At 63.4% G+C, this 24,511-nt stretch carries 22 protein-coding genes and 1 pseudogene; 7 read left to right on the top strand and 16 right to left on the bottom strand.

Annotation, left to right across the window (positions count from 1 at the left end):
• The gene (locus V1277_RS02405; RefSeq protein WP_334414859.1) at window positions 1-1,086 is read left to right on the top strand and encodes an HlyD family secretion protein; all 1,086 of its coding nucleotides are present in this window, start codon (window positions 1-3) and stop codon (window positions 1,084-1,086) included.
• 199 nt (window positions 1,087-1,285) lie between these two features.
• Here V1277_RS02405 and V1277_RS02400 read toward each other — a convergent pair whose 3' ends face one another.
• The gene (locus V1277_RS02400) at window positions 1,286-2,050 is read right to left on the bottom strand and encodes an SDR family oxidoreductase (protein WP_334414858.1); all 765 of its coding nucleotides are present in this window, start codon (window positions 2,048-2,050) and stop codon (window positions 1,286-1,288) included.
• Window positions 2,051-2,063: 13 nt separating this feature from the next.
• Complete coding sequence (locus tag V1277_RS02395) at window positions 2,064-2,822, bottom strand: proteasome-type protease (protein ID WP_028349888.1); 759 nt, start codon at window positions 2,820-2,822, stop codon at window positions 2,064-2,066.
• A gap of 280 nt (window positions 2,823-3,102) precedes the next feature.
• Between V1277_RS02395 and V1277_RS02390 the strand changes: the two genes are divergently transcribed.
• A complete protein-coding gene (locus V1277_RS02390) occupies window positions 3,103-4,713 on the top strand; it encodes an ABC transporter substrate-binding protein (protein ID WP_334414857.1) in 1,611 nt (536 codons plus the stop codon).
• Between the two features lie 119 nt (window positions 4,714-4,832).
• Here V1277_RS02390 and V1277_RS02385 read toward each other — a convergent pair whose 3' ends face one another.
• The 3 genes from V1277_RS02385 to V1277_RS02375 all read right to left on the bottom strand — a co-directional run bounded on the left by V1277_RS02385 (window position 4,833) and on the right by V1277_RS02375 (window position 8,158).
• Window positions 4,833-5,675, bottom strand: a complete 843-nt coding sequence (locus V1277_RS02385; RefSeq protein ID WP_334414856.1) for a transglutaminase family protein — start codon at window positions 5,673-5,675, stop codon at window positions 4,833-4,835.
• A 103-nt stretch (window positions 5,676-5,778) separates the two neighbouring features.
• Window positions 5,779-6,723 carry an alpha-E domain-containing protein gene (locus V1277_RS02380; RefSeq protein WP_334414855.1) on the bottom strand — a complete coding sequence of 315 codons (945 nt, stop codon included), beginning with the start codon at window positions 6,721-6,723 and terminating at the stop codon, window positions 5,779-5,781.
• 16 nt (window positions 6,724-6,739) lie between these two features.
• Complete coding sequence (locus tag V1277_RS02375; RefSeq protein WP_334414854.1) at window positions 6,740-8,158, bottom strand: circularly permuted type 2 ATP-grasp protein; 1,419 nt, start codon at window positions 8,156-8,158, stop codon at window positions 6,740-6,742.
• Between the two features lie 218 nt (window positions 8,159-8,376).
• Between V1277_RS02375 and V1277_RS02370 the strand changes: the two genes are divergently transcribed.
• From V1277_RS02370 to V1277_RS02360, 3 genes are all read left to right on the top strand, one after another.
• Window positions 8,377-9,117, top strand: a complete 741-nt coding sequence (locus V1277_RS02370) for a competence/damage-inducible protein A (RefSeq protein ID WP_334414853.1) — start codon at window positions 8,377-8,379, stop codon at window positions 9,115-9,117.
• A gap of 42 nt (window positions 9,118-9,159) precedes the next feature.
• Window positions 9,160-9,678, top strand: a complete 519-nt coding sequence (gene gpt, locus V1277_RS02365) for a xanthine phosphoribosyltransferase (RefSeq protein ID WP_334414852.1) — start codon at window positions 9,160-9,162, stop codon at window positions 9,676-9,678.
• A 98-nt stretch (window positions 9,679-9,776) separates the two neighbouring features.
• Window positions 9,777-10,394 (top strand): hypothetical protein, encoded by a 618-nt coding sequence (locus V1277_RS02360; protein ID WP_334414851.1) that lies wholly within the window; start codon window positions 9,777-9,779, stop codon window positions 10,392-10,394.
• Window positions 10,395-10,479: 85 nt separating this feature from the next.
• Here the strand turns inward: V1277_RS02360 and V1277_RS02355 are convergent, their stop codons facing one another.
• Together V1277_RS02355 and V1277_RS02350 are read right to left on the bottom strand one after the other, a co-directional pair.
• The gene (locus tag V1277_RS02355; protein ID WP_334414850.1) at window positions 10,480-11,040 is read right to left on the bottom strand and encodes an AAA family ATPase; all 561 of its coding nucleotides are present in this window, start codon (window positions 11,038-11,040) and stop codon (window positions 10,480-10,482) included.
• A gap of 226 nt (window positions 11,041-11,266) precedes the next feature.
• Entirely contained in the window at window positions 11,267-12,289 is a 1,023-nt protein-coding gene (locus V1277_RS02350) for a methionine synthase (protein WP_334414849.1), read from the bottom strand.
• Window positions 12,290-12,527: 238 nt separating this feature from the next.
• Here V1277_RS02350 and V1277_RS02345 point away from each other — a divergent pair.
• Window positions 12,528-13,149, top strand: a pseudogene (locus V1277_RS02345) (2-hydroxychromene-2-carboxylate isomerase).
• A complete protein-coding gene (locus V1277_RS02340; RefSeq protein WP_334414848.1) occupies window positions 13,149-14,123 on the top strand; it encodes an NADPH:quinone oxidoreductase family protein in 975 nt (324 codons plus the stop codon). The pseudogene V1277_RS02345 and the gene V1277_RS02340 overlap by 1 nt, the downstream one beginning before the upstream one ends.
• Window positions 14,124-14,137: 14 nt before the next feature.
• Here the strand turns inward: V1277_RS02340 and V1277_RS02335 are convergent, their stop codons facing one another.
• The 9 genes from V1277_RS02335 to V1277_RS02295 form a co-directional block, all read right to left on the bottom strand.
• Window positions 14,138-14,554, bottom strand: coding sequence for a hypothetical protein (locus V1277_RS02335; protein ID WP_334374433.1), 417 nt, complete (start codon window positions 14,552-14,554; stop codon window positions 14,138-14,140).
• Window positions 14,555-14,720: 166 nt separating this feature from the next.
• Complete coding sequence (locus V1277_RS02330; RefSeq protein WP_334414847.1) at window positions 14,721-15,398, bottom strand: esterase/lipase family protein; 678 nt, start codon at window positions 15,396-15,398, stop codon at window positions 14,721-14,723.
• Window positions 15,395-16,285 carry a crotonase/enoyl-CoA hydratase family protein gene (locus V1277_RS02325; RefSeq protein WP_334374436.1) on the bottom strand — a complete coding sequence of 297 codons (891 nt, stop codon included), beginning with the start codon at window positions 16,283-16,285 and terminating at the stop codon, window positions 15,395-15,397. The genes V1277_RS02330 and V1277_RS02325 overlap by 4 nt, the downstream gene beginning before the upstream one ends.
• A gap of 92 nt (window positions 16,286-16,377) precedes the next feature.
• Window positions 16,378-17,802, bottom strand: a complete 1,425-nt coding sequence (locus tag V1277_RS02320) for an amidase (RefSeq protein WP_334414846.1) — start codon at window positions 17,800-17,802, stop codon at window positions 16,378-16,380.
• Between the two features lies 1 nt (window position 17,803).
• Window positions 17,804-18,967, bottom strand: coding sequence for a M20 aminoacylase family protein (locus V1277_RS02315; protein ID WP_334374438.1), 1,164 nt, complete (start codon window positions 18,965-18,967; stop codon window positions 17,804-17,806).
• Window positions 18,968-18,973: 6 nt separating this feature from the next.
• Window positions 18,974-20,509, bottom strand: coding sequence for a M81 family metallopeptidase (locus V1277_RS02310; RefSeq protein ID WP_334414845.1), 1,536 nt, complete (start codon window positions 20,507-20,509; stop codon window positions 18,974-18,976).
• 260 nt (window positions 20,510-20,769) lie between these two features.
• Window positions 20,770-22,410, bottom strand: coding sequence for an ABC transporter ATP-binding protein (locus V1277_RS02305; protein ID WP_334414844.1), 1,641 nt, complete (start codon window positions 22,408-22,410; stop codon window positions 20,770-20,772).
• A gap of 172 nt (window positions 22,411-22,582) precedes the next feature.
• Window positions 22,583-23,473 (bottom strand): ABC transporter permease, encoded by an 891-nt coding sequence (locus tag V1277_RS02300; protein ID WP_334414843.1) that lies wholly within the window; start codon window positions 23,471-23,473, stop codon window positions 22,583-22,585.
• A complete protein-coding gene (locus V1277_RS02295; protein WP_065748014.1) occupies window positions 23,473-24,414 on the bottom strand; it encodes an ABC transporter permease in 942 nt (313 codons plus the stop codon). The genes V1277_RS02300 and V1277_RS02295 overlap by 1 nt, the downstream gene beginning before the upstream one ends.
• Window positions 24,415-24,511: the final 97 nt, after the last annotated feature.

Below are 24,511 nucleotides of genomic sequence, written 5' to 3'. Positions count from 1 at the left end.
ATGGCAGTTTTGGAAGTATATGCGCCGAGCGCGCCACTCAACGTCAGCCAGGTGCGCTGGAGGCGGTTGAGGAACCTCGTCCTCATCGCCATCGGTCTCGCCGTCACCGGTACGATCGCCGTCTATCTGATCTCCGGCGGGGTTGTGCTGCTGAAGGCCTCCGGGCTGGTGACGCGCGAGCGTATCACCATCGGGGCGCCCTATCAGGAGACGCGGCTCAGTCAGGTGTTCGTTCACCCGGGAGACCGGGTGGAGGCCGGGCAGAAGATCGCCGTCGTCGAATCGACATCCATTTCCCGCACGCTCGCGGAGCTCGCCGTGGAAAAGGCCAGGCTGGACACCCGGATCGGGACGATCGAGGCGAGGCAAGCCGCGATCGACATCTTGCTGCCGGCGGCCCAGGCCAACGCCAGGCAGGTGCAGGACTATCTCGACAAGGTGTCCGGTGCGAGCAGGAACGGCCTTGTGGTGGACAAGCTCTTGACCGACACGACCAGCGCGGCCTTTGCCGCCGCCGAGAAGCACCAGTCTTTGAAAGCGGAGCGGGTCTCGCTCGCAGGCGAGCTGGCCGTCTATCAGAATGCGCTCAAGGAGGTGTCGGACACGTATTACTCCTTGCAGCGCGCCTATGCCGGCGGAGCCTTGTATGCGCCGGTCAGCGGGTACGTCGGCAGCAAGGTCATGAGCGCCGGAGCCGTGCTCGGCCCGGGCGGCAATGACGTCGCCACCATCTACACCGGCCCGAGCTTCATCCTCGCCTATCTCCCCGACAGCTATCTGTTCGATCTCAAGGTCGGGCAGCGCGTCTATGTGCGTTCCTACACCCAGTCCATCGTTGGCGTGGTCGAGGACCTGCTGCCGATGACCGACGCCATGCCGCCTGAATTCCAGGTGCCGGGTGATGTGCGCCAGAGGGGGCAGGTTTTCAAGATATCGATCCCAGAGGGGGCTTTCCTTCCTCTCGATCAGAAGGTGAAAATCTCCACCTGCTATTTCAGCATGTGCGGTTCTGGCGCCGGAATACCTCGGGAGATCATGCGCCGCATCATGAACTACGTCGAACGAATTGAAGGCTACGCGCGCTAGAACTGAGCTTCCAGGAGGTTGTCCATTCGGCCCTGACGGAGGAAGCTGAGGTTGCTGAAGCTTCACGTCGTCCCTGCGAACGCAGGGACGCATACGCCGTGCTCTCTCTACATGAACACGAACGGTAGACGCCTCGTAACCCAACCAGAGCCGCGGAGTATGGGTCCCCGCTTTCGCGGGGACGACGGCGCTGGTTTGCTCAACCCCGTCCGACGAACGGCATCTTGGTCGCCATGACCGTCATGAACAGCACGTTGGCATCTAGCGGCAGGCCCGCCATGTAGGCAACCGCGTCGCCGACCGCCTTCGCGTCCATGCGCGGCTCGTGTTTCATCGTGCCATCGGGCTGCATCACACCGGGGCCGGCGACCATGCGGTCGGTCATTGGGGTTGCGGCATTGCCGATGTCGACCTGGCCGACTGCGATGTCGTACATGCGGCCATCGAGGTTGGAAGCCTTGGTGAGGCCGGTGATCGCGTGCTTGGTCGAGGTATAGGCCGCGGAGAAGGGCCGCGGCGCGTGCGCCGAGATCGAGCCGTTATTGATGATGCGGCCGCCGCGCGGGGTCTGGTCCTTCATGATGCGGAAGGCATGCTGGGTGCACAGGAACGGGCCGGTGAGGTTGGTGTTCACCACCGCCTGCCACTGCTCGAGGCTGAGGTCCTCGAAATTGACCGGCGGCGCGCCCATGCCGGCGTTGTTGAAGAGAACATCGAGCCGGCCATAGGTTTCCATCACCTTGGCAAATAGCGCTGCGATCGAATCGGGCTTGGTCATGTCGGCGGAAACGCACAGGCTCTTGCCGACATTGTCACCGAGCTTCTTGGTTTCTTCCAGCATCTCCATGCGACGCCCGGCGAGCACCACGGTGAAGCCGGCATTCATCAGCGCCAGCGATGCCGCGCGTCCGACGCCGGTGCCGGCACCGGTCACGAGCGCGATCTTGTTGGTTGCTTCGGCCATTGTTTCCTCGCCTTCAGTTCTTGGTTTCTGTTTCGGATTTGTAGGGTGGTCTCGGAATATTCTGGTGCGCCGCCCGCAAGGCCGCCGACCAGCGCGAACGCAGATCGTGGAAATAGGGCTCGCCGGCCTCGATGCGGTGGTTAAGGTCGGCCTCGCAGGCATCTGCGCGCACCACCAGCACGTCGATCGGCAGGCCGACGCCGAGATTGGAGCGCATGGTCGAATCCATCGAGATCAGTCCGGTCTTCAGCGCCTCATACAGTTCGACGTCGTAATGCATCGCGCGGTCCAGTACCGGCTTGCCGTATTTGTGCTCGCCGATCTGCAGGTAAGGCGTGTCGGTGGTGCATTCGATGAAATTGCCGGCGGTGTAGACCATGAACAGCCGCATCCGCGAGCCCTTGATCTGGCCGCCGAACAGGAAGGAGACGTCGAAGGAGACATCTTCGGATCGCAGCGCCTCGCCTTCGGTGGCGTGCACGGCGCGGATGGCGCGGCCGATGCGTTGGGCTGCCTGGAACATGGTCGGCGCGTTGATCAGCGTTTCGAGCTCACCAGTGTGCGGATCTTCCATGCCCTCGGTGAGCGTCGACAGCACCGACTGGCTGATAGCCAGATTGCCGGCGCTGGCGACCGCCATGATGCGCTCGCCGGGTTTTGAGAAAATATGGAGCTTGCGGAAGGTCGAGACGTTGTCGAGGCCGGCATTGGTGCGCGTATCTGCGATCATGACGAGACCGTCCCGCACCAGAATTCCGCAGCAATAGGTCATTCCAAGTCCCCGAACGCATCCGTTTTTGGGCGGCCAAACTAGTAGCCAATTTCGAGGGGGCATCCAACCCCAATTCGATCCGGCTGATCCGCCCGCTGGCGGAAGCGGGCAATCCGAAGGCACAAACCCAGATCGGGACGATGTCGCAGGCCTAAGCCATGACTGAGGCTTGGCTGAGGCCTGCGCCGCCTCCAACTATCGAGCCTGCGAATATTGATTATGTCCGCGGCCTCCGGCACGCTGGCTCTCCCACAAGAACAAAAAGCATTGGGAGGCCATCATGCGTGCCAGCCGGCTGTCAGGCGAACTCTCCATCTCTGTGACGACGCTTTGCATCGCATTGCTCACGGCGGTTCCCGCCGCAGCGCAGAAAAAGGGCGGCACGCTTCGGCTCTATCACAACGACAATCCGCCCTCGACCTCGCTGCACGAGGAAGCGACCATCGCCTCGGTGACGCCGTTCGCCGCCGTCTTCAACAACCTCGTGGTGTTTGACCCCGCCAAGGTCCACGAAAGCATCGATACGGTCATTCCGGATCTCGCCGAAAGCTGGTCGTGGGATTCCAGCAATACGAAATTGACGTTCAAACTGCGGCAGGGCGTGAAATGGCACGACGGCCAGCCGTTCACGGCCAAGGACGTGCAATGCACCTGGCGGATGCTGATCGGCAAGGCCGAGACCCAGGACTTCAAGCGCAACCCGCGTAAGGTCTGGTACACCAAGCTGCAGGACGTCTCGATCAACGGCGATTATGAGGCGACCTTCGAGTTGAGCGAGCCGCAGCCGAGCTTGCCGGTGCTGCTGGCGAGTGCGTTTTCGCCGGTCTATCCCTGCCATGTACCGCAGCAGGTGATGCGCACCAAGCCAGTCGGCACCGGGCCGTTCAAATTCGTTGAGTTCAGGCGCGGCGAACAGGTTCGCCTCGTGCGCAATCCCGACTACTGGAAGACGGATCGTCCGTATCTCGACGAAATCACGTTCCGGATGATCGACAGCCGCGCGACGCGGATGCTGGCCTTTGCCACCGGCGATTACGACATCACCTTTCCTTCCGACGTCAGTGTTCCCCTGATGAAGGACGTGAAAGCGCGCGCGCCGCATGCGATCTGCGAAATGACCGCCACGGGAACGCAGATCAACCTGATGGTCAATCGGGCCAATCCGCCGTTCGACAGCCCGGATATCCGAAGGGCAATGTCGCTGACGCTCGACCGCAAGCCGTTCAACACCATCCTGATGGAAGGCTTGGCGCGAATGGGCGGGGCGATGCTGGCCAAGCCCGAGGGCGAGTGGGGCATGCCGCCGGACATGGTCTCCTCGCTGACCGGCTACGGCCCAGATACCGAGAAGAACATCGCCGAGGCGCAGGCGATCATGCAGAAGCTCGGCTATAGCGACGCCAAACCGCTGCAGATCAAGATCCAGACGAGGAACCTGCCGACCTACCGCGATCCCGCCGTGATCCTGATCGACCAGTTGAAGAAGATCTACATTACAGGCGAGCTCGATATTCTCGACACGCCGCGCTGGTACGCGCGGCTGGCGAAGAAGGATTACACGATCGGGCTGAACGTCACCGGCGTCAGCGTCGACGATCCCGACGGCAACATCGTCGAGAACTATTCCTGCAAATCGGAGCGCAACTATACCCAGTACTGCAACGCCGAGGTCGACAAGTTATTGGCGGAGCAATCGCGCGAGCTCGACAAGGAAAAGCGCAGGAAGCTCGTCTGGGATATCGAGCGGCTATTGGTCGAGGACGCCGCGCGGCCGATCATCCTGCACTCCTCGGCCGGCAATTGCTGGCAGCCTTACGTGAAGAACTTTCGGCCGCACGCCAACAGCCAGTACAACAACCTGCGGTTCGAGGAGGTATGGCTGGATAAGTGACCGTCATTCCGGGATGCGCCGTCAGGCGCAGGCCCGGAATCCATTTAGCCGCGGAGTTGATGTCGCGATGGATTCCGGGCTCGCGCTCCGCGCGCCCCGGAATGACGACGTGGGGAGGCCTACGACTGCGACTGACTCTGCCACTGGCCGGGCCGGCCGGCCTGTTCGACCTTGACCGCAACCGTCAGCGTTTCCGTGCCGCCGCCGTAGCGGGTGCCGCGCACGGGAGCTGCGCCGAGATAGTCGAGCCCGATCGCGACGCGGGCGTGGGCGTCGGTGGTGCAGATGCCGTTGGCGGCATCGAAGCCGACCCAGCCGAGATCGGGCACGTAGGCTTCCGCCCAGGCGTGGCCCGCCTGCTGGTGAAGCATGCCGTCGGAGCGCAGGAAGTGGCCGGAGACGAAACGCGCTGGCACGCCGCCGGAGCGGGCGCAGGCGATGAAGATGTGCGCATAGTCCTGGCAGACGCCGCGCTTGAGCGCGAAGGCTTCCGCCGCCGAGGTGCCTGAATTGGTCGGGTCCTCGTCGAATGTCATGTGCTCGTTGATCTGCACCATCAGCGCATGCAGGAAACCGAGCACGTCGCCATCGGACTCCGACCGTAGCTCGCGGGCAAAGATCGCCATCGCCGGATTGACTTCGGTCAGCGCGGTTTGGCGCAGGAACAGGCTCGGCGGAAAGCGCTCGTCGGTGCCGCGCAGCACGCCGCCCGTGTCATGGGTCTCGATCAGGCCCTCGACATGGATGGTGAGGTCGGCGATCGGCCCGTGGGTGAGCACATGCGTGACGTTGCCGAATGCATCCTGGTGCATGTCGAGGCGAGAGTCGGTCGAGACATCGATCTGCCATTCGGCGACGTATTGCCCGTCATGGCTGCCGGGCGTCATGCGCAGGATCTGGATCACGCCGGAGGCCGGGGGCTCGTAGCGATAGCTGGTGGAATGGGCAATTCGCAGGCGCATGGTGGACCGCTATTTTCTGTTGTCATTCCGGGGCGCGAAGCGAACCCGGAATCTCGAGATTCCGGGTCTGGTCCTTCGGACCATCCCGGAATGACCGAGCATCTCAAATCAAATACTGCCTGGTGATGATCTCACCGAGCCGCGAATTGTCCGCGATGAATTCCTGGATGAACTCATGGACGCCGTGCTGGAAGATATCGTCCATGTGGCTGTGTTCAAGCCGGTTGCGGACGCCGCGGGCGTGGCGCTGGGCGGCGCCCTGGCGACCGTAGGCGACGCCGATCTGGTCGAGATTGCGGACGAGGTTGCTGTAGCAGCTCGCCAGCGAGCGTGGCAGCGTGTCGTTGAGGATCAGGAGGTCGGCGATCAGCCACGGCTTTAGGGTCTCGCGATAGACCCAGTGATAGGCGGTCAGCGCGGAGACCGAGCGCAGGATCGAGGTCCACTGGTAGTAGTCCAGGGGGCCGCCGACGTGCTCCTCCTCGGGCAGCAGCACGTGATACTTCACGTCGAGAATGCGCGCGGTGTTGTCGGCGCGCTCCAGGTGCAGCCCGAGCCGCGAGAACCAGTAGGCGTCGTTGCGCAGCATGGTCCGGTAGGCCGAGCCGTCGAACCGCAGCGAGGTCTCCTGCACGAAGCGGAGAAACCGCGCCAGTTCCTCGCGGCTCGACGTGCCCTTGCCCCAGATCTCCTGCAATTCGATCCAGGCCGAGTTGATGGTGTCCCACATCTCGGATGTCAGCGCGGTGCGCACCGAGCGCGAGTTGAGCCGGGCGGCCTCGATGCAGTTCTTGATCGAGGAGGGATTGGAAGGCGAGAACGCCAGATATTCGACGACGTTCTGCTCGGTGGCTTCCGCATAGGCCTCGTAGAAGCTTGCGCTGACCCCAGCCGTCAGCAGCGCCGATTCCCACTCATTGGTCTTGCCGATATAGGCGGCGGGAAGTGCTGTGACTCGCAAGGTCGCATCGATGGTGCGCGCGATATATTCGGCGCGCTCGACATAGCGGGCCAGCCAGTACAGGTTTTCGGCAGTGCGCGACAGCATACGAAAAATTCGCCCTCTATTCGTCCAGTATCCAGGTGTCCTTGGTGCCGCCGCCCTGGCTGGAATTGACCACCAAGGAGCCTTCCTTCAGCGCCACCCGCGTCAGTCCGCCCGGCACGATGGTGACGTGCTTGCTGCCGGTCAGCACGAACGGGCGCAAATCGACATGGCGCGGGGCGAGGCCGGAGGCGGTACAGGTAGGGCAGGTCGAGAGCGCCAGCGTCGGCTGGGCGATAAAACCCTCCGGCTCGCGCTTGAGCTTGTCGCGGAACGCCTCGATCGTCGCCTTCGTCGCGGCCGGGCCGATCAGCATGCCGTAGCCGCCGGAGCCGTGGACTTCCTTCACTACTAGGTCGCTTAGATTGTCGAGCACATAGGACAGGTCCTTCGGCTCGCGGCAGCGCCACGTCGGCACGTTCTTCAGGATCGGTTCTTCGCCGAGATAGAACTTTACGACATCCGGCATATAGGAATAGATCGCCTTATCGTCGGCAATCCCTGTGCCGACCGCGTTCGCCAGCGTGATATTGCCGGCCGCATAGGCCGACATCAGCCCGGGCACGCCGAGCGCCGAATCCGGGCGGAAGGTGAGGGGGTCGAGGAAATCGTCGTCGACGCGACGGTAGATCACGTCGACGCGTTTCAGCCCCTCGGTGGTGCGCATGAACACCTCGTCGTTCTTGACGATGAGGTCGCGGCCCTCGACCAGCTCGATGCCGAGCTTGTCGGCAAGGAAAGAGTGTTCGTAATAGGCGGAATTGTAGACGCCCGGCGTCATCAGCGCGACCGTCGGCTCGGCCGAGGCGGAGAGCGGCGCCACCGAGCGCAGCGCCGACAGCAATTCGTCCGGGTATCGCTCCACAGGTGCTACGCGGTGGCGGGCGAACAGGTCCGGAAACAGCCGCATCATGATTTCGCGGTTTTCCAGCATGTAGGACACGCCGGACGGCGTCCGCGCATTGTCCTCCAGCACGATGAAATTGTCGGCGTCGACCCGGACGATGTCGATCCCGGCGATGTGGACGTAGACGTCGTGCGGCACGCTCTGGCCGTTCATCTCGGGGCGGAAGACCGGGTTTTGGAAAATCAGGTCGTCGGGAATGATGTTGGCGCGCAGGATGTCGCGGCCGTGATAGATGTCACGCAGGAACATGTTGAGCGCGCGCACCCGCTGCTTCAGGCCCTTCTCCAAAACGGCCCATTCCTTCGCCGACATGATTCGCGGGATCACGTCGAAGGGGATCAGCCGCTCCTGCGCCTCGGCGTCGCCATAAACGGCGAAGGTGATGCCGATCCGGCGGAACAACAGTTCCGCCTCCTGACGGCGATATTCCAGGGCATCCGGAGGCGTCTCCTTCAGCCAGCGGGAGAGCTCCCGATAGGCCGGGCGGAGGTCGCCGCCGGGCCCGTTCATTTCATCGAAGGCAACTGCCATAAATCCTGACTATCTCTCGAAGCCATGCGGCACGGTGCATGAGTTCACGGGATGGTAGCAAGGCTCGGGCCAGCGCGATATGCATTGGCTTGCGGCATTTCGTGTGGGTAGCCGGCCACGCTGCCCTAAAAAAGGGCTGCCGGGTGCTTATTTCGGCAGCAAACCCCCGTGACTTCAATGCGTTGCTTGCGCAAAGTACGGGGCAGGTGGGAGAAGTCATGAGCGAGATCGTCACGGCGGGTATTCTGGTCATCGGCGATGAGATCTTGTCCGGCCGTACCAAGGACAAGAACATCGGCTTCATCGCCGAGTACCTGACCAATATCGGGATCGACCTCAAGGAGGTCCGCATCGTCGCCGACGACGAGACCGACATTGTCGATGCCCTTAATGCACTGCGGAATCGCTACACCTATGTCTTCACCACCGGCGGTATCGGCCCGACCCATGACGACATCACCGCCGACAGCGTCGCCAAGGCCTTCGGGGTCGGGATCGGTCATCATCCGGAGGTGGTGGCGCGCTTCCGCGAGCGCTGGAGCGAGCAGGATCTGAACGAGGCGCGGCTGCGCATGGCGCGTGTGCCCGACGGCGCCGAACTGATCCAGAGCGCGACCATCCTGGCGCCCGGATTCAAGCTCGGCAATGTAATCGTCATGGCCGGCATCCCCTCGATCATGCAGGCGATGATGGACATCGTCGCGCCCAAGCTGAAATCAGGCGTGCGGATGCTATCGGACTCGGTCCGCGCCAATGCGCGCGAAGGCGACATCGGCGGGCCGTTGCGGGAGATTGCCATCGCCCATCCCGACACCATCATCGGCAGCTATCCGTTCATGGACGAGGACAAGAAGCCGAACACCAACCTCGTCGTTCGCTCGCGCGATCCCGACAAGCTCAACGCCGCGATGACCGCGGTGAAGGAGATGCTGGCGGCATTGAACGTCACCACCCGGTAGCAGACAGGCCCAGAACAAGACGAAGCGACAAGGCGAAGCAGCGTGGCAGACAACAATTACGAACCGAGCGCCGAGGCGAAAGCCGGCCGGCCCTTTCCGGTGTCCTGGGACCAGTTTCACCGGGATTGCCGGGCGCTGACCTGGCGGCTCAATGAGGTCGGGCCGTTTCACGCCGTGATCGCGATCACCCGCGGCGGCCTGGTGCCGGCTGCGATCGTGGCCCGTGAGCTGGGCTTGCGTGTGATCGATACGGTCTGTGTGGCGAGCTACGACCACGACAAGCAGGGCGATCTGCAGGTGCTCAAGGGCGTTTCGCCCGATGTCGCCAAACTTGGCGGCGGCACCGGCAAGGGGCTGTTGATCGTCGACGACCTCGTCGATACCGGCACCACCGGCCGCCTGGTGCGCCAGTTGCTCCCCGATGCACATTTCGCCACCGTCTACGCCAAGCCGAAAGGCAAGCCGCTGGTCGATACTTTCATCACCGAAGTATCGCAGGATACCTGGATCCATTTTCCATGGGACACCGCGCTGTCGTTCCAGCCGCCGATCCGTCCGTGAGGTGTTCGTCATTCCGGGGCGCCTCGAAGAGGCGAACCCGGAATCTCGAGATTCCGGGTTCGACGCTGCGCATCGCCCCGGAATGACGGTAGCCACAGATGCCCCTGCAAAACCGCATCACCCCCACCGGCGAAATCATCGCCACCCCGCATCGCGGTATGTTCACCGGTAACCGCGGCATCATCCACGACCCCGCAACCAAGACGCTATTGAAGAAGCGCTGGTCGAGCCCGGCCTGGATTACCTGCGTCTGCGAGTTCAGAGGTTGGCGGCGGCCCGTGATGGGCCGGCGGAGCTGGACCGAGCTGTTCTTTCTCGACGAGGCGACCGCGTTCGCAGCCGGGCACCGCCCATGCTTCTTCTGCCGGCGTGACGATGCCAACCGCTTCCGTAGCTGCTGGGAAGCGGGCAATGGTGCGAAGAACATTCGGGCGCGGGAGATGGATGCAGTGCTGCATGGTGAGCGACTGGAGCGCGGCAAGAAGCGGCTGCATCCGCCGCCGGTGCCGGTCAAGCAGTTGCCTGACGGCGCGATGGTGCAGCGGGGCGAAGACAGTTTTCTGATCCTGCAAGGCAGGGCGCTGCAATGGTCGATGGCAGGATATCGCGAGGCGGTCGATGCGCTCGATGACGCATTGCTGTTGACGCCGCCGTCAACGCTGCGTGCGCTCAGTGCCGGATATCAGCCAGTACTGCATCCGAGCGCGATTAGCTAAGATTTCACGCCAGAGCCACAACTTTTGACCAGCGTTGCGGCAGCTTCCGACCTCAAGCAGACTATCGGTCGTCTCGTTGGTAGACTTAATCTTTTTGCTGCCCGCCCATATTGAGCCAGCCAGTGTTCTGAAGAATGATCTCTGCCAGTTCCGCAGGTCTTTTGCCGTCCGTAGGCAGAACGATAATGCCTTCGGCATCTTCGCTCGCCATGCGCCTTGCTTGCTGAAGCGAGCGCTGTGCCTGTTCGTCTGCCCCAGAACCGATCTCGCGCTGCGCCAGTCGTGCCAACAGTGTAGGCTCGGCAGCCAACATACGGACTACCGTAATCCGCGCTTCGGGTATGGCAGAAAGTATCCATCGTTTGTCAAAATTCGGGTGCATCATGACTCCTGACATGATCAGGCGCGTGTGCCCCAAGGCTCGGTATGTCGACCAGATCGCAGCCAGGTTGATGCTGCTGACGTCAATCGTGCCGGGCTGAATTCTATCAAGCTCGTTTGTATTGGGGCGCGGGAACACCCTATCGAGTTCATCGGTCTCGATAACTGCATGCGCGACTTGAGCCGCGGCGAGTTGGGCACTCATTTCCCAGCTCAACGTCGATTTACCTACGCCGGCGGGCCCAGTAATCAGCAACAGTTGCATGCCACCTCGGCTTCCAATTCGATCTCAGGGCCTCTGGTGCACCGGGCGGCTCGGCAAGTCCAGCGCATTTGAAAGTCCGCTTTCCACCAAACTGCGTCGTTTCCCGATGGCTGGGATTATTCCGAACTGCCGCATGGCCGAAAGCGGGTGTGACAGCCACCAAACCCGGCCATGCGGCACAATCCGGCTTACGGCATAACGGATTGCTTCGCTCGCAATGACGGAGCTAGCCCAACTTCTCCCTCGCCAGCTTCGCACCCGCGCCGAGCGCCGCGAGCTTCGCCTCTGCAATATCCCGCCGCATCGGTGCCATGCCGCAATTGGTGGTCGCGACGATGTTGCTAAGCGGCACGAATTTCGCGACCGCCTCGATCACCTTGACGACATCCTCGGCCGTCTCCACCGTGTCGCTGGCGACGTCGATCACGCCGGCCTGGATGACCTTGCCGGGCAGCAGCGCCAGCAGATCCAGCGGCACCTTTGAATTGCGGCACTCGATCGCGACCTGCTGGATCGGGCTCTTGGCGATCGCCGGGAAAATATCCTCATACTGCCGCCACTCGCTGCCCAGCGTTTCTTTCCAGTCGGTGTTGGCCTTGATGCCATAGCCGTAGCAGATGTGAACGGCGGTGGTGCAGGTCAGGCCTTCGGCCGCGCGCTCCAGCGCCGTTATGCCCCAGTCGGAGACCTCGTCCATGAAGACGTTGAAGGCGGGCTCGTCAAACTGGATCACGTCGACGCCATCCGCCTGCAACGCCTTGGCCTCGTTGTTGAGCAGTTCGGCAAAGGCGAACGCCATCTTGACCTTGTCGCCGTAATACCGGTCGGCCACGGTGTCGGCGATAGTCATCGGGCCGGGCAGGGTGAATTTCAGTTTGCGCGTGGTATGGGTGCGGGCGACGCGCGCCTCGTCCGCATGGACGCGCCCCTTGAGCGTCAGCGGTGCTGTCACCTGCGGCACCATCGCCTTGTAGCGGTCCTTGCGGATGCCCATCTCGACCTTGTGGGCGAAGTCGATGCCCTCGACCTTCTCCAGAAAACCGTGGACGAAGTGCTGGCGGGCCTGCTCGCCTTCGGTGACAATATCGACGCCGGCATCCTCCTGCAGCTTCACCGCCAGCATGGTGGCGTCGCGCTTGGCGCGGGCGAGCTCGTCACCCTTTGATTTCCAGGGTGCCCACAGCGTATTGGGCTCGGCCAGCCATTCCGGCTTCGGCAAGGAGCCTGCGATCGTGGTTGGAAACAGCATGGGAGCCTCCCGTCGGTTCTGATTGAGCGTCTGTCTGCCATGTCTTATGGTCAAGGTACAGAACAACAAAAGTCGCCATTGCCTGGAAAATCTCGATCATACTGGAGAGGAACTGGGGCTTTCGGTAGGCCGCAAGGCAGCCGCCGCGGAGGAGAGGCCCCTCCAGTGCCCTCATCCTTCGAGACGCGCGTTCCGCGCTCCCCAGGATGAGGCTCGAGAGCCAACAAAAGGAAACCCCATGCTCGAATTCTTCTTCGATTGCTCCAGCCCCTGGACCTATCTCGCCTTTCATAACATCCAGCCGTTCGCCAGGGAGCTCAGCGTCGAGATCACCTGGCGGCCGATCCTGGTCGGCGGCATCTTCAACACCGTCAACCCGAGCGTCTATGCGCAGCGCGAGACGCCGGTGCCCTTGAAGGCGCGCTACATGAAGAAAGGACCTCGCCGACTGGGCGCGCTCCGCGGGGCTTGCGATCAAGATGCCGCCGACGGTGTTTCCGGTGAATAGCGTCAAGGCGATGCGCGGCTGCATCTGGGTTGCACAGGAATCTGGCGAACGCATGGTGCCGTTCGCGCGCGCCGTGTTCGAGGCCTATTGGGGTGACGACAAGGACATCTCAAAGGATTCGGTGCTGACGGAGATCTGCGAGAGCCTCGGCGTCGATCCCGTCAAATTTTTCGATGGCATCGGCCAGCAGGCGATCAAGGATCAGCTCAAGGCCAACACGGACGAGGTGATGGCGCGCGGCGGATTCGGTTCGCCGACGATCTTCGTTGGCAAGACCGACATGTATTTCGGCAATGACCGGATGCCGCTGATCCGCGAGGCGCTGCTGCGCCTGAAAGCGCGGGCCGCCTGATGCCGAAGGCCGTCGTCTGCCGCGAGCTCGGCCCGCCAGAGAGCTTGCGCCTGGAAACATTTGCCTCCGCGCCGCTGGCACTCGGGCAGGTGCGCGTGGCCATTCGTGCCGCCGGGATCAATTTCCCTGATATCCTGATGGCCGCGGGCGAGTATCAGCTCAAGCCGCCACTGCCGTTCACGCCGGGCGTCGAAGCCGCGGGCGATATCGTCGAGATCAATGACGCCGAAGGCGTTGCAGTGGGCGACAGGGTGATCGTGAAGATGCGGCACGGTGCTTATTCCGATGAAGCGATTGCCACACCCTCGCAGCTCGTGCCGCTGCCATCGACGTTCGACTACGCCGAAGGCGCGACGTTCCTGGCCGGCCACGGCACGGCCTATCACGCGCTGATCGACCGCGGCCAGCTTCAACCGGGCGAAGTACTGCTGGTGCACGGCGCCGGCGGCGGCGTTGGCCTTGCCGCCGTCGAAATCGGCAAGATGCTCGGCGCCACCGTGATTGCGACCGCGTCAAGCGACGAGAAACTCGCGATCGCCAAGGCGAGGGGCGCCGATCATCTCGTGCGCTACGACCAGGAGCCGTTCCGCGATGCCGTCAAGCGCATCACCGACGGGCAGGGCGCCGACGTGGTGTTCGATCCCGTCGGCGGCGAGGTATTCGAGAACTCGATGCGCTGCATCAACTGGGGCGCGCGGCTGTTGGTCATAGGCTTCACCGGCGGCATCGGGCTTGCCAAGACCAATCTGTTGATGATCAAGGGCGCGAGTGTGCTCGGCATCCGTGCCGGCGAAGCCGTGCGGCGCAATCCTGCGCTTGGCGAGATCAGGATCAAGGCGCTGACGGAATGGGCAGAGGCGGGAAAAATCCGCCCCAACGTCTCGCATCGGCTGCCGCTGGAGGAGTATGCGAAAGCGATGCGGCTGTTGATCGACCGCAAGGCGATCGGCAGGGTGGCGCTGACGATGGGATGACAACGGAGGTTTCCTCACCGCGCTTCGGCATATCGCAGGCACGTCCGTACGATCTGACCGCAGGCTGCATCCTGCGCGTTGCCGATATCGGTCGCACCGGCATACTGTACTTGCGCGACCTTTCCTGCGACGAAGCGGAGCTGAACGCGACAGTAGCCTGTTGGAGGCTGGCCGCCGATGTTCAGCCCGGGCGGGATTGTGACAGTGGGAGGCAGTACCCCGCCGGGAGGACTGGTCGCGTGCTCATACATCCAGATTTCGCCACGGCCATCCTTTGTCGTGCCCGTGGGCAGACCGGCACACATGCGGATCGCTGATTGGTCGAGACCAACGAGGCTTTCCCGGCCTCGCCGTGCCCATTCGGCCTCCCGATCGGCACAGCCGGCGAGGACGAGGGGTGCCAAAATGAGCATCCGCAGGCGAAAGCGCATCGATATCGGTCCGGGTAGTTGAATTGGATGACAATATCGCAGCGCGATGTCGCAATTGCAGCGGGACGGGAGCGCGGCTCCATGCTCAACGAACATGGATCAAAAAGCGACGTGCGACGTTAGTTTGCCCGCCGCCGACCGACCGACTTAGCGTAGAGCGCCTCGGCTAAATCTCGCGAAAACTGCCGGTTCGAACAAACGCAATCGTCTGCTCGATCGCAACGCGATTTCGCACCAGCCAGGGATGCGACGCACCGATCACGATGTGACCTGTCATGCCGTCAAGTGCGGTATTCGCCACCGACACCCGTCCGTCATGCGGCTTCGGCAAGAATGCCGAGGCGATCGGATAGATCGAGCGGTTTCCGGCGATGATGCCGACGGGATAATCGACCGGCGGAAACAGCGCTTCGATGGCGGCGTCGCGCTGCGTGCCGAGTTGCTGTCCTGCCGGTCCGAAGAAGGCGCAGTAGGGTCCGAAATTCTTCAGGCGGTCGGCGATCTCGCTGCCGCTGTTCGGCGTGCCGATCATTACAACGCGGCCCAGACGTGGCGGCCGGTGTCGGGCGATGTAGACGCGAGCCAGCAGTCCACCCATGGAATGGCACACGAAATGGACGGAACCGGCAACGCCATCGGCAAAGCGCTGGATGGAAGGATGGATGTCCTCCGCCAGCGCGTCCAGCGCCCTTCGGCGGCTCGCATAATCCAGGTTAAGCGCCGTCAGCCCGGCAGCCTCGATTGCCGTCTGCATTCTTCGAAACGATCGCGCCGTCCTGCTGATGCCATGCAGCAGGATGACGCCGTCTCGCGTCGCGTCTGCCGAAGCCGGCCGGTCGCTCACTTATATTCGCGCTCCGTCCACCACGGGAAATAGTCGGGCATGTCGCTCGACACCTTGTTCTTGAACTCTGCCGGGCGCTTTTCCAAGAACGACACCACGCCTTCCTTGACGTCTTCCGAGCGGCCGCGGGCGTAGATGCCGCGGCTGTCGACCTTGTGGGCTTCCATCGGATCGTCGGCGCCCAGCATCCGCCACATCATCTGCCGGATCAGCGCCACCGAGACCGGCGCGGTCTTGGCGGCGAATTCCTTGGCAAGTGCGCGTGCGGTCGGCAATAGATCGTCCGGCGGCACCACCTTGCTCACGAGACGGCCGGCGAGCGCTTCCTGCGCCGGGAACACGCGGCCCGAATAGCACCATTCCAGGGCCTGCGAGATGCCGACGATGCGCGGCAGGAACCAGCTTGAGGCCGCCTCCGGCACGATGCCGCGTTGGGAGAACACGAAGCCGAAGCGCGCGGCCTCTGAGGCGATGCGAATGTCCATCGCGAGCTGCATGGTGACGCCGATGCCGACCGCTGGCCCGTTCACGGCCGCGATCACCGGCTTCAGGCACTTGAATATCCGCAGCGTCACCTGGCCGCCGCCATCGCGCACCATGGGATCGCTGTAATCGACCGCGCCGCTCGCGAGCCGCGTCACCGGGCCACGCCGCGCGTCGCGGTCGAACGTATTGGCGCCGGAAGAAAGATCGGCGCCGGCGCAGAAGCCGCGGCCCGCGCCGGTCACGATGATGGCGCGGACATTGTCGTCCTTGTCGGCGGCGTCGAACGCGTCAATCAGTTCCTGCTGCATCGTGCCGTTGAAGGCGTTGAGCTTGTCGGGCCGGTTCAGCGTGATGGTGAGAATCTGATCGTCGACCTCGTACGTGATGGTCTCGTACGCCATGGGTGTTCCTTCCCGTATGTTCTTTTCATTGGAATTTCTAGCTCGTCATTCCGGGCCTGGCTCTGCGGACCATCGCGGAATCATGGCGGTGGTTACTTGCCCGGCGGCGACGGCCACGGCCGCTGCGCACCGCGCAGGCCCTCGAACGCCTTGGCCATGCCGAGCACGCCGAGATCGTCGAAGCGGCGGCCGATGATCTGCACGCCGATCGGAAATCCCTTGGCGTCATATCCGCCATTGATCGAGAGCGCCGGGTTTTCCGCCATATTCCACGGCACGGTATAGCAGATGTGCTCGAACGGCCTGTCGGGATCGTTGATGGGAGCAGCGAACTCGGCCGGGAAGTTCACCACCGGCGACACCGGGGAGATCACGTAGTCGAGTTCGTGGAATAGCTTTGCTGCCGCGGCGCGGATCGCCATGGTGGCGTTAAAACCTCTGACGACGTCGACACCGGAGAGCTTTGCGCCGGCTTCTGCCCATTTGTGGATGTAAGGCAGTGTCTTGCCGCGCTCCTCGGGCGAAAGCTTTGAGAGATCGTCCCACAACCGGGCCCGCCAGAAATTATCGAGCCCGTCGACCATCTCGCGCGTCAGGATGCCGTTGACTTCGGTGACGATCGCGCCGGCGGATTCGAACGCCTTGGCGGCGTTGACTGCTACGTCACGCACTTCCTGCTCAAGCGGCTGGCCAGTGCCGGCATCGAGCATCAGGCCGATGCGCAGCTTGCGCGGCGACTTGTCGAGTGTCTTCCAGTGGATGCTGCTGTCAGCCGGCAGACTCATGCCGTCGCGACGGTCCGGCTTCGCCAGCACGCACATCATCAGCGCGGCGTCGTCGACGGTGCGGGTCATGGGACCTGCGACCCGGCCGACGTAGGGTGGATCGATCGGAACGCGCCCGAGGCTCGGCTTCAGCGCGACGAGACCGCACCAACAGGCCGGCAGCCGCACCGAGCCGCCAATGTCGGTGCCCAGATGCAGCGGGCCGTAGCCGGCCGCGCCCGCCGCGCCAGCGCCGGCAGACGACCCGCCGGGATTCTTGCTGAGATCCCAGGGGTTGCGGGTGAGGGGATGGAAGCTGGAGAGGCCTGACGACAGCATGCCGTAGTCCGGCATCGTCGTTTTGGAGAAGATGATCGCGCCGGCTTCGCGCAGCCGTGCGGCGGGCGGCGCGTCCTTTTCTGCCGGTACCAACTTCACGCTGGCCGCGCCCAGCGGTATCGGCTGGCCTTTGGTCGCGATATTGTCCTTGATCGTTACCGGCACGCCGTCGAGCGTGCTTACAGGTTCACCCTTCTGCCAGCGGTCACTCGACGCCTTCGCGACCGCGCGCGCGCCGTCGGGATCGAACAGATAGAGCGCCTTGATGTGCGGCTCCCAGGCCGCGACATGCTCGATCACTTCTTCCAGCACTTCCGAGGGCGAGAACTGCTTGGCGCGATAGCCGGCGATCAGGTCGGTGGCGGAGAGGTCATGCAGCGAGGTGACCTCTTCCTCGGGGGCTGGTTTATGCATGCTAACCTACCGGCAAACGGGTTTCGATGATGCGGGCGAACATGCTGGCGCCGATCGGCAGGATCTTGTCGTCGAGGACGTAGCCGGGATTGTGCACGGGCACCGAGCCGTCGTGGCCGATCCAGAAATAGGCGCCCGGCACCACCTGCATCATGTCGGCGAAATCCTCGCTCCCCATCTTCGGCGCCGAGCGCGTCAGCACGCTGGACGGATCGACCACGGTCTTCGCCACCGCTTCGACCACTCTGGATTGTTCTTCCTCGTTGACGAGCACGCTGAACGTGTCGCGGATGTCGACCGTGATCTCGCACTCGAACGTCGCGGCAACGCCGGCGCAGATCTTGCGCATGCGATCGCGGATCAGCGCGCGCACGCCGTCGTCGAAGGCGCGCACCGTGCCGCCGAGCCTGGCCTCGCCGGGGATCACGTTGTTGGCGGAGCCGGCATGGATCTGCGTGACCGACAGCACCGCAGCCTTCAAGGGATCGACGTTGCGGCTGACGATAGTCTGCAGGGCCTGCGCCAGCGTGGTCGCGATCACCACCGCATCCTTGGAGCGCTCCGGCATCGCGCCATGCGCGCCGTAGCCCTGGATCGTGATGTCGAAGAAATCGGCGCCGGCCATCGCCGGTCCGGGCAGGATCGCGATCTCGCCGTGATTGAGATCCGGCGCGTTGTGCAGGCCATAGACCTCGTCGCAGGGAAACTTTTCGAACAGACCATCCTTGATCATGGCGCGCGCGCCGCCGAGGCCTTCCTCGGCGGGCTGGAAGATGAAATGCACAGTGCCGTCAAAATTCTTCGTCTCGGCCAGATAGCGCGCGGTGCCGAGCAGTATGGTGGTATGACCGTCATGGCCGCAGCCGTGAAAGCGGCCCGGAATGGTCGAGCGCCATTTCAGGTTGGTATTCTCTTCCATCGGCAGCGCGTCCATGTCGGCGCGCAACCCGATGCGCTTGCCGCCATCGCCCTTGCCCTTGAGCACGCCGATCACGCCGGTGCCGCCGAGGCCGCGATGGACCTCGATGCCCCAACCCTTCAGCTTCTCGGCGACGATGCCCGAGGTGCGCACTTCCTCGAAGCCGATCTCGGGATGGGCATGCAGATCGCGGCGGATGGCGGTGAGTTCCTCGGCATAGCCGCCGATGCGTTCGATGATGGGCATGTCTGGTTATCCCGTGACTGAGGATTTTGAGCGTGAGGGAGCGAATGGGGCAAAGGCGGGGCCGTTCGGCTTGAGGCGGATGCCCGGACGCAGCCGCGTCCAGGGCAGCGCTGCGGTATCGGCCGGCATCGCGCCTGGGGCCGCGCAGATCAAAAGCTTTTCGGCGATGGGTTCGAAATCGGCACGGAAATGCACCGAGCTCTTGTTGACCAGGATTTTCTGTTCGGTCGGCTCGATGCCGACATAGCGATACATCGCTTGATCGGCGAGCTGCGCCTTGTAGGAGCCCACGACGACCCTGACATCACCGATGCGCAGGCAGGCCGAGGGGCCCATGTCCATGTCGCGGCCGCCGTAATAGGGGCCTGGCGCCACGAATTTTCCGTCCGACAATTTTTCGACGACGAACGTTTCCTTGTATGGCGCATCGCCCGGGATGCCCGATTTGCCGCCGAGCGCCAGCGTCACGGTGGCGCCGACGCCGGCCGCATGCGCCGCCTTGGCCGACTCCGGATCGTAGATCACGCCGGTGGCGGCGCCGGACGCGTTGTTGCGCACAAGAGCGCGCAGCATGCCGGTGGTGTCGGAATCGCCGCCGGCGCCGGGATTGTCCTGGGTGTCGGCGATGATGATCGGCTTCTTGGCCGTTTTCGCAAGCTCGATGGCGAGGCGCACGCCGTCATCGGGCGAATAGATGCAGCCGTCGAAATCGTCTTCATGGCCCTCGACGAGCGCGACGATCTTGTCGGCGGCGGCGTCCGCGTCGGCCTGCGTCCTGCCATAGGCGAACACGCTCGGCCCGCAATGGGGAAAATCCGCAGCCGGGAAGCCCGGTGCAAAGGATAGCGTCGGCACGGCGTCGCTTTGGAGCGCCGCGAGCTGCTCGTAAATGCTCCTGGTCGGCTGGTCGTTGGTGCATTGCCAGGAGATCGGGATCAGGAACGGCAGTTGCCGGAACGCTTTTGCAAGGCGCTGCCCGGTCTTCAGCAGCAGCGCGAGGTGTTTGGCGCAGGCGCGGCCGGTGTCGGCCATGTCGACGTGGGGATAGGTGCGGTAGGCGATCAGCGCATCGGCATGCGCGATCATCTCGGGCGAGACATTGGCATGGAGATCGAGGCTTGCGACCAGCGGCAGATCGGGGCCTACCGCCTTGCGCACGCGCGCGAGGATTTCGCCTTCGCCATCGTCGTAATGTTCGGTCACCATGGCGCCGTGCAGATCGAGATAGACGGCATCGATCGGCCCGGCATTGGCGATGCCGTCGACCATCTCCTTCATGACGCGTTCGAAGGCATCGGTTGTGACATGCGCCGACGGGCTGGCGGCTGCGGAGATGGTCGGGACCAGTTCCCAGCCATTGGCTTCGGCCGCCTCGACGAAGCCGGCAAGGCCGACATTGATCTTGCGCATGACCTTGAGGACATCGGGCCCATGCGCCATCGCCGGCCAACCGCCGCCATGAACAAAATCAGCATAGGTCGCCTTGGTCGGCGCGAAAGTGTTGGTCTCGTGCAGGAAGCCGCCAACGGCGATGCGGGTCATAGTGCCTCAGCCAATGTTTTTGGTTGGGGGACGTTAAGCGGGACATCGTGGCAAGCGCAAGGAGTGAAGCAATTCCGTTTTGCATGCCGCGTGGTACGGAATAGCTACGCGAAGCAAGACGAATTTGAGAGCTCGTCATTCCGGGATGGTCCGAAGGACCAGACCTCAGGTGCGCAACTGCGCACCGGGGAATCTCGAGATTCTCAGGGGCGCAAGGGCGCCCCGTAGTTCGCTTCGCGTCCCGGAATGACGCTGACGCGTCACTCCGCCGCCACTTCCACAGGCCGGAAATTGGCGAAATCCCAGCCGCGGCCGGGGGCGGCATCGAGCAATGCCCGGGTATAGGCCTGCTGCGGATGGGTCAGCACCTGCGCGGCCGGGCCCTGTTCGACGATCCGGCCATGCTGCATCACAGCGACGTCGTCACAGATTTGCGCCGCGACGCGAAGATCATGGGTGATGAACAACAACGCAATGCCCAGCCGCTTCTGGATTTCGTCGAGCAGTTCGAGCACCTGCGCCTGCACGGAGACGTCGAGCGCCGAGACCGCTTCGTCCGCAACCAGCACGTCGGGGTCGAGCGCGAGCGCGCGCGCAATCGCGATGCGCTGACGCTGTCCGCCGGAGAATTGATGCGGGTAGCGCGACACGGCATCGGCCGGCAGATCGACCAGTTCGAGCAGCTCGCGCGCCTTCGCCAGCGCTTCGGCACGCGGCATGCCGTAATTGATCGGGCCCTCGGCAATGGTTTCGCCGACGGTCACGCGCGGATTGAGCGAGCGGTAGGGGTCCTGGAAGATGATCTGGATCTTCTTGCGGTGCGGCTGCAAGAGCCGCCGCGAGAGGTCGGAGATCTCGCGGCCCGCGAGCCGCACGCCGCCGGAAGTCGGATCGATCAGGCGGACGATGCAGCGCGCCACCGTCGACTTGCCCGAGCCGCTTTCGCCGACGATACCGAGCGTGCGGCCCTTGCGCAAAGTGAGGGTGACGTCCTTGGCGGCGGCGACTTCGCGCGCCTTTCCGAGGAAAGAACGCTCGCGATAGACCTTGCCCAGTTCGTTGGCTTCCAGCACCACCGGTTCGTCGGTCTCCACGCGGGGCGCCCGCGGCACCAGGCTCGGCACCGAGGAGAGCAGGTTGCGGGTGTACTCCATGGTCGGCGAGCGCAAAATGCTGTCGAGCGTGCCGGTCTCGACGAGCCGGCCGTAGCGCATCACCGCGACGCGATCGGCGATCTCGGCGACCACGCCCATGTCATGGGTGATGAACAGCACGGCGGTGCCGTGATCGCGCTGCAGGTCGCGGATCAGCGTCAGTATCTGCTTCTGCGTGGTGACATCGAGCGCCGTCGTTGGCTCGTCCGCGATCAGGAGCTTCGGTTCGAGCACCAGCGCCATCGCAATCATGATGCGCTGGCGCTGTCCGCCCGACAGCCGGTGCGGGTAGGAAGCAAAGATGCGCTCCACGTCGGGCAACCGGACATGCTCCATCATTGCCAAAATCTTCTGGCGGCGGGCGCGGGCGTCGAGATCGGTGTGGGCGCGCAAGACTTCGTCGATCTGGCGGCCGACCGGCACCACCGGATTGAGCGCCGTCATCGGCTCCTGAAAGATCATCGCCATCCTCGTGGCGCGCAACTGCCGCAGGCGCTTGTCGGTGGCGGTGAGCAGTTCCTCGCCGACCAGCTTGATGCTGCCGCCCGAGGGCACCAGCGCGCCTTTCTGCAACAGCCCCATCACGGTCAGCGACGTCACCGATTTGCCGGAGCCGCTTTCGCCGACAACGCAGAGGGTTTCGCGCTCGCGCACCTGCAGCGAGACGCCGTCAATGATGCGCTGGCCGGATGGATTTTTGCCGAGGCCGACGACGAGGTTGTCGATGTCGAGGATGATGTTGGTCATATAGGTCTCTCAGCCGTCATTGCGAGCGAAGCGACGAATTCAGAGGCTGTCATTCCGGGATGGTGCGCAAGCACCAGACCCGGAATCTCGAGATCCTCAGGGGCGCAATTGCGCACCATAGTTCGATGCTTCGCATCGCCCCGGGATGACGGCTTCAATTGCATTGAAGCCGTCACTTCCCGGCCTCCCGTTGTTTCATGCGCGGATCGAGCGCGTCGCGGGCGGCGTCGCCGATCAGGTTGACGCTCAGGATCGCGATCGACAGCAATAGCCCCGGCCAGAAGATCAGCGATGGCTTGACCTGGAAGTAGGCGCGGCCCTCGGCCATGATATTGCCCCAGGTCGGCGTTTCCGGGCTGATGCCGGCGCCGAGGAACGACAGGATCGCCTCGGTAAGGATGGCGGAGGCGGCGACGTAGGTGCCTTGCACGATCAGCGGCGCAATGGTGTTCGGCATCAGATGCCGCCACATGATCTTGGGCAGGCTGGTGCCGACCGAGATCGCGGCTTCCACATAAGGCTCCTCGCGCGCCGATAGCACGACCGAGCGCACCAGCCGCGCCACGCGTGGAATTTCGGGAATGGTGATCGCGACCAGCACGGTCATCAGGCTGGCGCCCGACAGCGACACCACGGCGATCGCGAGCAGGATGGAAGGGATCGCCATCAAGCCGTCCATCACCCGCATCATCACGGCGTCGACCCATTTGAAGAAGCCGGAGACGAGGCCGATCACGAGGCCGATGCCGATCGAGAAGACCGCTGCGCCCAGGCCGATCAGGAGCGAAATCCGCCCGCCATAGATGATGCGCGAGAGCACATCGCGGCCGTACGCGTCGGTGCCGAGCAGGAACTGCGCGCTTGATGGTTTCAGCCGCTGTGCCGGCGCCAGCAATTGCGGATCGTGCGGCGCGAGCAGGGGAGCAGCGATCGCCATCGCGATGATGAGTGCGAGGCAGACAGTCGCGGTCGCGATGATCGGCGTCGCCGTGAGGAATCCAAGTGTCGGCCGGAATGGCGTGGTGACAGGGATTGACGGTTCGGGAAGGGTTTCGATCGCCATCAGTAGCGAATCCTCGGATCAAGCAGGGTGTAGGCGACGTCGATCAGGAGATTGACGGTGACATAGATCAGCGACGTCAACAGGATCATCGCCTGGATGACGGGATAATCGCGCGCCAGCACGGCATCGACGGTGAGCCGGCCGATGCCGGGCAGGTTGAACACGCTTTCGGTGACCACGACGCCGGAAATCAGCAGCGCGAATCCCGTTCCGATCACGGTGATGACGGGCACGGCGGCGTTGCGCAGGGCATGGCGCAGCAGCACGCCGGTCTCGCTGATGCCTTTGGCGCGCGCGGTGCGGACGTAGTCCTCGCCGAGCACATCCAGCATCGCGGCCCGTGTCATGCGCGCGATCAGCGCGACATAGATAAAGGAGAGCGTGCAGGTCGGGAGGATGATGCGCTCGAAGAACGGACCGAAGCCGGCCGTGATGCTGCGGAAACCCTGCACCGGCACCCAGCGCAGGTCGATGGCAAAGATCTGGATCAGAACATAGCCGATCACGAACACCGGAACCGAGAAGCCGACCACGGACAGGCCCATTACGAAGCGGTCGATCCAGGTGCCGTGCTTCCACGCCGCAATCACGCCGAGCGGCACCGCAACGACGATCGCCAGAATGATCGTGGAAAGGGCAATCGAGATCGACGGCTCAACGCGCTGACTGATCATCTTCAAGACCGGCACGTTCGAGATCAAGGAAACGCCGAGGTCGCCTTGCAGCAGCTTGCCGATCCAGGTGAAGAATTGGGTGTAGAGCGGCTCATTGAGGCCGAGCGAGGTGCGGATGCGCTCGAGTTGTTCGGGCGTTGCGTTGTCGCCGGCCAGAATCGCGGCGGGATCGCCGGGCGTCAGCCGCAGCAGAAGAAACACAAACAGCGCCACCACGCCCATCACGGGAATGGCGGCGAGAATGCGGCGAAGCAGATATCCGAGCATCTTGATCCGTTAGTTGTAGGTGAATTGGGCAGCGCTGCCCTTAGACTTGGTTTCGGCGCCACCAGCGTAGCATTTCAGCAAGTCTCGTGCCATTGCG

Source organism: Bradyrhizobium sp. AZCC 1588 (assembly GCF_036924735.1).
Lineage (GTDB): Bacteria > Pseudomonadota > Alphaproteobacteria > Rhizobiales > Xanthobacteraceae > Bradyrhizobium.
This window is presented reverse-complemented; position numbering and strand designations above follow the sequence as displayed.

Excerpts from the sequence above, each read along its gene's own strand:
- V1277_RS02350 (WP_334414849.1), bottom strand. The coding sequence starts at position 12,289 with ATGCTGTTTCCAACCACGATCGCAGGCTCCTTGCCGAAGCCGGAATGG.
- V1277_RS02400 (WP_334414858.1), bottom strand. The coding sequence starts at position 2,050 with ATGGCCGAAGCAACCAACAAGATCGCGCTCGTGACCGGTGCCGGCACC.
- V1277_RS02380 (WP_334414855.1), bottom strand. The coding sequence starts at position 6,723 with ATGCTGTCGCGCACTGCCGAAAACCTGTACTGGCTGGCCCGCTATGTC.
- V1277_RS02375 (WP_334414854.1), bottom strand. The coding sequence starts at position 8,158 with ATGGCAGTTGCCTTCGATGAAATGAACGGGCCCGGCGGCGACCTCCGC.
- V1277_RS02340 (WP_334414848.1), top strand. The coding sequence starts at position 13,149 with ATGCCGAAGGCCGTCGTCTGCCGCGAGCTCGGCCCGCCAGAGAGCTTG.
- V1277_RS02360 (WP_334414851.1), top strand. The coding sequence starts at position 9,777 with ATGCCCCTGCAAAACCGCATCACCCCCACCGGCGAAATCATCGCCACC.
- V1277_RS02370 (WP_334414853.1), top strand. The coding sequence starts at position 8,377 with ATGAGCGAGATCGTCACGGCGGGTATTCTGGTCATCGGCGATGAGATC.
- V1277_RS02305 (WP_334414844.1), bottom strand. The coding sequence starts at position 22,410 with ATGACCAACATCATCCTCGACATCGACAACCTCGTCGTCGGCCTCGGC.
- V1277_RS02390 (WP_334414857.1), top strand. The coding sequence starts at position 3,103 with ATGCGTGCCAGCCGGCTGTCAGGCGAACTCTCCATCTCTGTGACGACG.
- V1277_RS02295 (WP_065748014.1), bottom strand. The coding sequence starts at position 24,414 with ATGCTCGGATATCTGCTTCGCCGCATTCTCGCCGCCATTCCCGTGATG.
- V1277_RS02325 (WP_334374436.1), bottom strand. The coding sequence starts at position 16,285 with ATGGCGTACGAGACCATCACGTACGAGGTCGACGATCAGATTCTCACC.
- V1277_RS02320 (WP_334414846.1), bottom strand. The coding sequence starts at position 17,802 with ATGCATAAACCAGCCCCCGAGGAAGAGGTCACCTCGCTGCATGACCTC.
- V1277_RS02335 (WP_334374433.1), bottom strand. The coding sequence starts at position 14,554 with ATGCGCTTTCGCCTGCGGATGCTCATTTTGGCACCCCTCGTCCTCGCC.
- V1277_RS02355 (WP_334414850.1), bottom strand. The coding sequence starts at position 11,040 with ATGCAACTGTTGCTGATTACTGGGCCCGCCGGCGTAGGTAAATCGACG.
- V1277_RS02385 (WP_334414856.1), bottom strand. The coding sequence starts at position 5,675 with ATGCGCCTGCGAATTGCCCATTCCACCAGCTATCGCTACGAGCCCCCG.
- V1277_RS02395 (WP_028349888.1), bottom strand. The coding sequence starts at position 2,822 with ATGACCTATTGCTGCGGAATTCTGGTGCGGGACGGTCTCGTCATGATC.
- V1277_RS02310 (WP_334414845.1), bottom strand. The coding sequence starts at position 20,509 with ATGACCCGCATCGCCGTTGGCGGCTTCCTGCACGAGACCAACACTTTC.
- V1277_RS02315 (WP_334374438.1), bottom strand. The coding sequence starts at position 18,967 with ATGCCCATCATCGAACGCATCGGCGGCTATGCCGAGGAACTCACCGCC.
- V1277_RS02405 (WP_334414859.1), top strand. The coding sequence starts at position 1 with ATGGCAGTTTTGGAAGTATATGCGCCGAGCGCGCCACTCAACGTCAGC.
- V1277_RS02300 (WP_334414843.1), bottom strand. The coding sequence starts at position 23,473 with ATGGCGATCGAAACCCTTCCCGAACCGTCAATCCCTGTCACCACGCCA.